The sequence below is a fragment of the Aquimarina longa SW024 genome (assembly GCF_001401755.1).
Classification (GTDB): domain Bacteria; phylum Bacteroidota; class Bacteroidia; order Flavobacteriales; family Flavobacteriaceae; genus Aquimarina; species Aquimarina longa.
This window is the reverse complement of sequence record NZ_AVQK01000061.1, coordinates 1-5,960: the sequence shown is the minus strand read 5'-3', so window position 1 is coordinate 5,960 and position 5,960 is coordinate 1. Positions and strand designations below refer to the sequence as shown.

Genomic DNA, 5,960 nt, shown 5'->3' with positions numbered 1-5,960 from the left:
ATAGGTAATTCTCATCATGAAAAATGACTTTGAAAAAATTTGTAAAGCAGCTTTTGAAGGAAATTTAGATAAACTAAAGTTACTGTTAAAAAATAAAGTTGAACTTAACCAAAAAGGTGAATTTTGGACGCCACTTCATTCCGCAATTGAAAATGAAAATCTGGATTGTCTAAAATTATTACTTGACGAAGGTGCGGATGTTGAGTTTATTGGAACTGATGGAGAAGGTTTTCCTTTAGACCATGCTGTTGACATAGCTGTTCAAGCGAATATTAACACGGGAGGGAAAGAAGGAGAAGAAAATTTGGATATTATAGATGCTCTTTTGGAAGCTGGTGCAAATCCAAAAACAGGAATCGAAACTGCAAAAAACTATGGAGCTACGAAAATACTCGAAAAACTAAATTCGTATTTATAAAAAACCTATAACACTATATATAGCAAATAGGGCGGTTTAAGTCGGTTCGAAAAGGCAGTGTCTATTTACAATGTCGCCAAATCTTTTGATTTGGCTTTATGATGAGAAAGATAAATCAAAATGCAAAAGTTTGGCTTAGTGCTTAATCGAAAATAATCGTTTGCCCTCTGCCCTAAATGCTATATATTTAACGTTGTGTGCAAGCTGAAAAATGAATTACAAAAAGAACAAAATAGAACTTGAAGAAAATGGATTTTCTGTTTTAGCGGACTTGTATTCAGACTATGAAATAAGTCGAATTTTAACTTGTATCGAAAATGCTGAACAGGACGGAAATTCGTTTATGAAAACAAAAGACCTTTTTGCGATTAGACAATTAATCAAAAATGTACCTGAATTGACTGATTTATTGTTTAATAAAAAGCTGACTGAATTAATTTCTGACCTTTCCGAATCTGAATATTTTCTGACCAAAGCAATCTATTTTGACAAACCAAGCGAATCGAATTGGTTTGTTGCTTATCATCAAGATTTGAGCATTTCAGTTGACCAAAAAGCGGAATTGGAAAATTACTCTAATTGGACTTTTAAAAAAGGACAATACGGAGTTCAACCACCAATTAAGATTTTGGAAGAGACAATAACAATCCGGATTCATTTGGACAAAACTGACAAGAATAATGGAGCGCTTAAAGTAATCCCTAAATCTCATTTGAAAGGAATAATTAGAGCTGACTCAAAAGATTGGAATATCAAGAACCAGTTCGTATGTGAAGTGGAAAAAGGCGGAATAATGTTAATGAAACCTCTGACTTTACATGCCTCGAACAGAACTACCAACGGAAAAAAAAGACGTGTAATACATTTAGAATTTAATAAGCATAACCTGACTGAACCGCTAAACTGGTTAGAATATTGGAACGGAAAAGCCAGCACACAACATTATATATGAAATCAGAGCAAAGTTTAGAGCTAGATCGAAAGGTCATTTCCTTTTTGCAAAGGCGCTAAATTTTTATAAATTGAATAAGAAATAAAAATGCGCAGATAGATCGATTGGTTCTGACTTACTTGCTTTGCTCCGATTCATATATTTGGCGTTGTAAAACATTACAAAGAGAGATTCAAAAGAAGAATATGAATTTTAAAAAAGTTGATTTAAACGAAACTTGCAATGGAATGAATTGTGAGTTTTCTGTTCTAAATTTGAGAGATACACATCTGATTGATATACTTCACATAAAGTTTAACGGAATATATAGACTTGGCCCAATGGGGAAATCTGAATTGGGCTATATGACAGGAAACTATGAACTAGGAAAAGCTGTGTGGAGACCATTTAAAATTGTGATTGATATTAGCGAAGTAGATTATGAATGGGGAGATGATATGGAATTATTACTTGACATTTCTGACCCAAAATCTTCTGTTATGATTGTTGGAGATAAAAATAGAAAAGCAATATCAACTCTTATGTTTGGAATGGATACAGAAAAAGATATAGTTGACAACAAATTCTTTTTTGATGATTTGGAAAAAGGAATTGAAAAATTAAAAAGAAAATAACGTTTTACAACAATGGCTATAAGTAATTGCTAGTTCTCGCTTACTTCTGAAAATCCTCGCGGATTTTCAGTTTGGTGTGTACTTGCAAAGTTACGTACTAAACCACACAACTACTCATAGCCGAGGCGTTATGTAGCATATGAGAAAATTCATAACATACATCATCATTATTACAATTACTTTTGTTTGTTCTGACCAAAAAAAGTCAGATAAACAAACAGTTGAAAAAAGCACGACTGAACCGAATTTAGAAAATAAAATTACGGATCGTAAAGCTTATGTTACGAATCCAAAATCTACTGATTCACTTTGTAAGTCTGACATTTTAAAAGCGAAATCTGATATTGATAATGGAAAATTTGTTTATGTTCAAGCTGCTGGACTTGGTTTTGGTTTTAAACGCTATGAATCTGATTTAAAAAAACTATGTAAAGAAAAAGGACTTGAATATGATGTCGATTTAATTGGTTGTGTAGTTATGGAAGGACAAACTCAAGGATGTTACGGAGCATATATGGATAAAGCTTTGATTGACAAATTTGGCTCTGATTTTAAAGAAAAACTGAATAGGCAAGCGGATAGTTTATTCTTAGTTCGTATACTAAAAGATGAAATTCTAATTTTTTCGTGGGACTGTGATGAAAAGCCTGAACCGATTTTAGAAAATAAAAACTATCTTGAAACTACTTTAGATGTTCCAAACTTAGATTTAAAGAGAACCGAATTAGGTAAAACTTGGCCAGCAATTGACTTAAGTTTTATTATTGAAAGAAATGGAACAATTTCTAAATTCTATAGCGACAATTTTATTCCTCGATTAAAGCATAATGAAAAATTTAAAGATGAACTTTACAAAATAGCCGTGAATTATATCAAAACTAATTACCCAAATTGGAAATCAGGGAAAATCAAAAAATCATCTGTTAGAACTGACCATAATTTGAGAATAACATTCATTGGAAAGATGTAAATACGCTACATAACACCGTGTATAAAACATAGTTATTATTGGCTTCCCGAGAGGTTTTTATATATTTACAAAGTACGCCAAATTTTTAATATGGTTATATTTTTAAAAAAAATTAAACATAAAAATTAAAAATTCGGCTCGTGCTAAATCCGAAAAGTTAGCGTTTATTTACACGCTACGTTTCATACACAAGACCGTTAGCTTACATTGCAAAACTCTGTCATACAATAATGGAATTTACTAAAATTGATGAGTTTAATGAATCTCTAAGTCATTTAGGATTTTGGGAAAGATTTATATATAAATTTGATAGCAACGCATGTAATTCTACAACTGAAATTATAGATTTAATATTTAAATCAGATATATTATTTAAAACTGAGGAATGTATAAACTATGAAGGCTTAACTCCTAAAAAGCATGAAATAAGAACCAACCATTGTTTTACTGATAAAATTAGATTCAAAGATTTAGAAAAACTTAATTTTAAAGAATATGTGTTAAGAATAGATGAAATTAAAAAAGAAGAAGATTGGGGAGTTGATTTACCTATTTTTATAAAACTTATTGATAAATCTATAATTTGGATAAAAGAAAATAATTACCAAAATGAACAAATATTTTTTATTGACTCTGAAAAAATATCTAAGGAAAAACTAATTGATTTTAATTACTATTCATATTTAATAACAACAATTATAATTTCACAAACTGATTCAAAAATTATAATAATTAATCATGGAGGAGATTAAAAAACGTAAGCTAACATTGGCTATAATTAATGCGCTAGGTTTGGCTTTTTCGGTGGAGGTTTTGTATTTGAATGTCGCAAAACCTTTTTTATTTCCTTGTATTACTTAAATTTACAAACAAAACAAAAGGTTTCACTTGTGCGCAGTCCGAAGTCTACGACTTCTTGCAGCGCACTAACAATAGCCGAAACCGTTAGCAAGCATTTAATAAAAAAATGAAAATATTAATAAATGATTTCACATCTGCAAAAGAAACTTACAAGAATATTTTCAGAAAATATGGGTATGAAGAAAATGAATTAATTTTTTGTGATTCTTTTGAGAAAATACAAGAGTTTATAATTGAACAATTAGAAAATAAGAAACTTCATATAGATGCAATAATAACGAATGAATCATCGACAAGATTGATTGATAGCCTACAAGCATCAAAAATATTAAGATTTAGAAACGGATTTAATACTTCTTATTCAAAAAACAACTTCAGAATAAGTTCTATTCCTGTTATTCTCTATACTGATATTGAAACGAGTGGAACTATTGAACCGAAAGGTTGGCAAGGTATTGTCCAAAAAAACAAAGAAGGTCAACACGATTATTTCATTTCTAAATTTGAAGAAGCAATAAAAGACTGGAGAAGAAGATTAATAAATGATTTGGAAAATTTAGGTGTTTTGAATAAAAGCATTTTAAATTTTCAAGAATCACTTTTTTACAAAACACATTATCGAAGGGTAATTAGTGACAATTCTGAATCTTATTTTCTACTAAAAACAAGTGTTGTATCACAAGAATTCATAAAATTACCGACTCCTCTGATTTATGACTGGCTAATAATTGGTAGAAAAGAAATTGAGAAATCGATAATGAAATTTAATACCACATATAACGAACATATTAAATACGATAGAAAAAATAATGAACGTACAATTTTACACGACTTTTTCAATCAAAACAAAATGATTCTTTTGAGAGATGCATTTATTGACTTGGAATACGAGAAAAATCTGTACAATTTGAATGAGAAAACAAATGAGGAATGCGATTACATCCTTAAGACAGAATTCCCAGAGTTTCTGAAAACCACTTTTTTCGAAGTAAAAAAAGAAGATGTAACCTTTTATGTAAAGAAGAAAACCAAAAGACCTCAATTAAGTAGTAAATATTTATCCCATTTAGAACAGGTCTGGAGGTACAAAGAATATTCAGAAAATGAAGAAAATTCACCAGAAATAGAATCAAAATTAGGTTACAAGACAACAAATTTTGATCACATTTTGTTAGCGGGCAGAAAAGAAGAAAAACTTGAAATGAGAGATAAATTTAGTGGTGATTTGAATAGAATGTTTAACGGGATTGATGTTGTTACTTATGAAGAGCTTGAAGAATTAAATATAGATTATTATGATAAATTTAATAGACTGAGTATCGAAACGAAATAACACGCTTGCTAACATTATATATAAAATCAGAGCAATTTAGTGCCAGATCAAAAGGTCATTTCCTTTTTGCAATGGCGCTAGATTTTTATAAATTAAACAAGAAATAAAAATGCGCAGATAGATCGATTGGTTCAGGCTTTCTTGCTTTGCTCCGATTCATATATTCGGCGTTGTATACAATGCGCGCCAATGAAATCTAAAAGGAAAAATTATAAAATTTGGTTTTACTCGGAAAAACATCTTGAGGACATAGCAACGGAATTTCATAATGAAAAACTAATTGGAGAATATTACTACGATTATGAGAATGTTTATGAATGGATTGAGGCTAAATCAATCGATTCACCCTTTGAACTTAACATATCAAGGAAACATTCTTATTGGAATGATTATGAAGAAGGAAGCGCTGAACAACAAGCTGAAAACTTAAAAGAACCTATTACAATAATGCTAATGTTTGACTCAAAAGAACCATCGGACATTATTGTAGAAGAAATGGCTAAACAAATTAATTCGATTCTGACTTGCTCTGTTTATTTAGGAACAATAAACTATTTAAGTGGAGATGATTACGAATACATAGAAACGAAAAAAATAATTTAAAAACGAGTAAAAAAACACTGTATACAACAATGTATAAAAAACATAGGGTATTTGTGCTTAACCGAAAGGTCTGTGAATATTAACAAAGTCCGCTAAATATAAAATTTGGCTTTTGTAGTAAAAAAGATAAAAGCAAAATATTTATATTTAGCTAAGTAATAAACCGAAACGGAAGTGCTTATCACCTGCCCTACGTTTCTTATACGAGA

The 5,960-nt window shown here is 30.0% G+C and carries 7 protein-coding genes; all 7 read left to right on the top strand.

Annotation, left to right across the window (positions count from 1 at the left end; all coding sequences use genetic code 11):
• Window positions 1-16: 16 nt before the first annotated feature.
• The 7 genes from N456_RS08555 (at window position 17) to N456_RS08525 (ending at window position 5,751) form a co-directional block, all read left to right on the top strand.
• Entirely contained in the window at window positions 17-418 is a 402-nt protein-coding gene (locus N456_RS08555) for an ankyrin repeat domain-containing protein (RefSeq protein WP_062055942.1), read from the top strand.
• A 211-nt stretch (window positions 419-629) separates the two neighbouring features.
• Window positions 630-1,370 (top strand): phytanoyl-CoA dioxygenase family protein, encoded by a 741-nt coding sequence (locus tag N456_RS08550; RefSeq protein ID WP_062055940.1) that lies wholly within the window; start codon window positions 630-632, stop codon window positions 1,368-1,370.
• Window positions 1,371-1,555: 185 nt separating this feature from the next.
• A complete protein-coding gene (locus N456_RS08545) occupies window positions 1,556-1,984 on the top strand; it encodes a hypothetical protein (protein WP_062055938.1) in 429 nt (142 codons plus the stop codon).
• A 139-nt stretch (window positions 1,985-2,123) separates the two neighbouring features.
• Window positions 2,124-2,954, top strand: coding sequence for a hypothetical protein (locus N456_RS08540; RefSeq protein WP_062055936.1), 831 nt, complete (start codon window positions 2,124-2,126; stop codon window positions 2,952-2,954).
• A 230-nt stretch (window positions 2,955-3,184) separates the two neighbouring features.
• Entirely contained in the window at window positions 3,185-3,706 is a 522-nt protein-coding gene (locus N456_RS08535) for a hypothetical protein (protein WP_062055934.1), read from the top strand.
• A 215-nt stretch (window positions 3,707-3,921) separates the two neighbouring features.
• Window positions 3,922-5,148, top strand: coding sequence for a Shedu anti-phage system protein SduA domain-containing protein (locus tag N456_RS08530; protein ID WP_062055932.1), 1,227 nt, complete (start codon window positions 3,922-3,924; stop codon window positions 5,146-5,148).
• A 189-nt stretch (window positions 5,149-5,337) separates the two neighbouring features.
• A complete protein-coding gene (locus tag N456_RS08525; RefSeq protein WP_062055930.1) occupies window positions 5,338-5,751 on the top strand; it encodes a hypothetical protein in 414 nt (137 codons plus the stop codon).
• Window positions 5,752-5,960: the final 209 nt, after the last annotated feature.

Bases quoted from the DNA above. Each gene is read 5' to 3' on its own strand.
- N456_RS08555 (WP_062055942.1), top strand. From the start codon at position 17: ATGAAAAATGACTTTGAAAAAATTTGTAAAGCAGCTTTTGAAGGAAAT.
- N456_RS08550 (WP_062055940.1), top strand. From the start codon at position 630: ATGAATTACAAAAAGAACAAAATAGAACTTGAAGAAAATGGATTTTCT.
- N456_RS08545 (WP_062055938.1), top strand. From the start codon at position 1,556: ATGAATTTTAAAAAAGTTGATTTAAACGAAACTTGCAATGGAATGAAT.
- N456_RS08540 (WP_062055936.1), top strand. From the start codon at position 2,124: ATGAGAAAATTCATAACATACATCATCATTATTACAATTACTTTTGTT.
- N456_RS08535 (WP_062055934.1), top strand. From the start codon at position 3,185: ATGGAATTTACTAAAATTGATGAGTTTAATGAATCTCTAAGTCATTTA.
- N456_RS08530 (WP_062055932.1), top strand. From the start codon at position 3,922: ATGAAAATATTAATAAATGATTTCACATCTGCAAAAGAAACTTACAAG.
- N456_RS08525 (WP_062055930.1), top strand. From the start codon at position 5,338: ATGAAATCTAAAAGGAAAAATTATAAAATTTGGTTTTACTCGGAAAAA.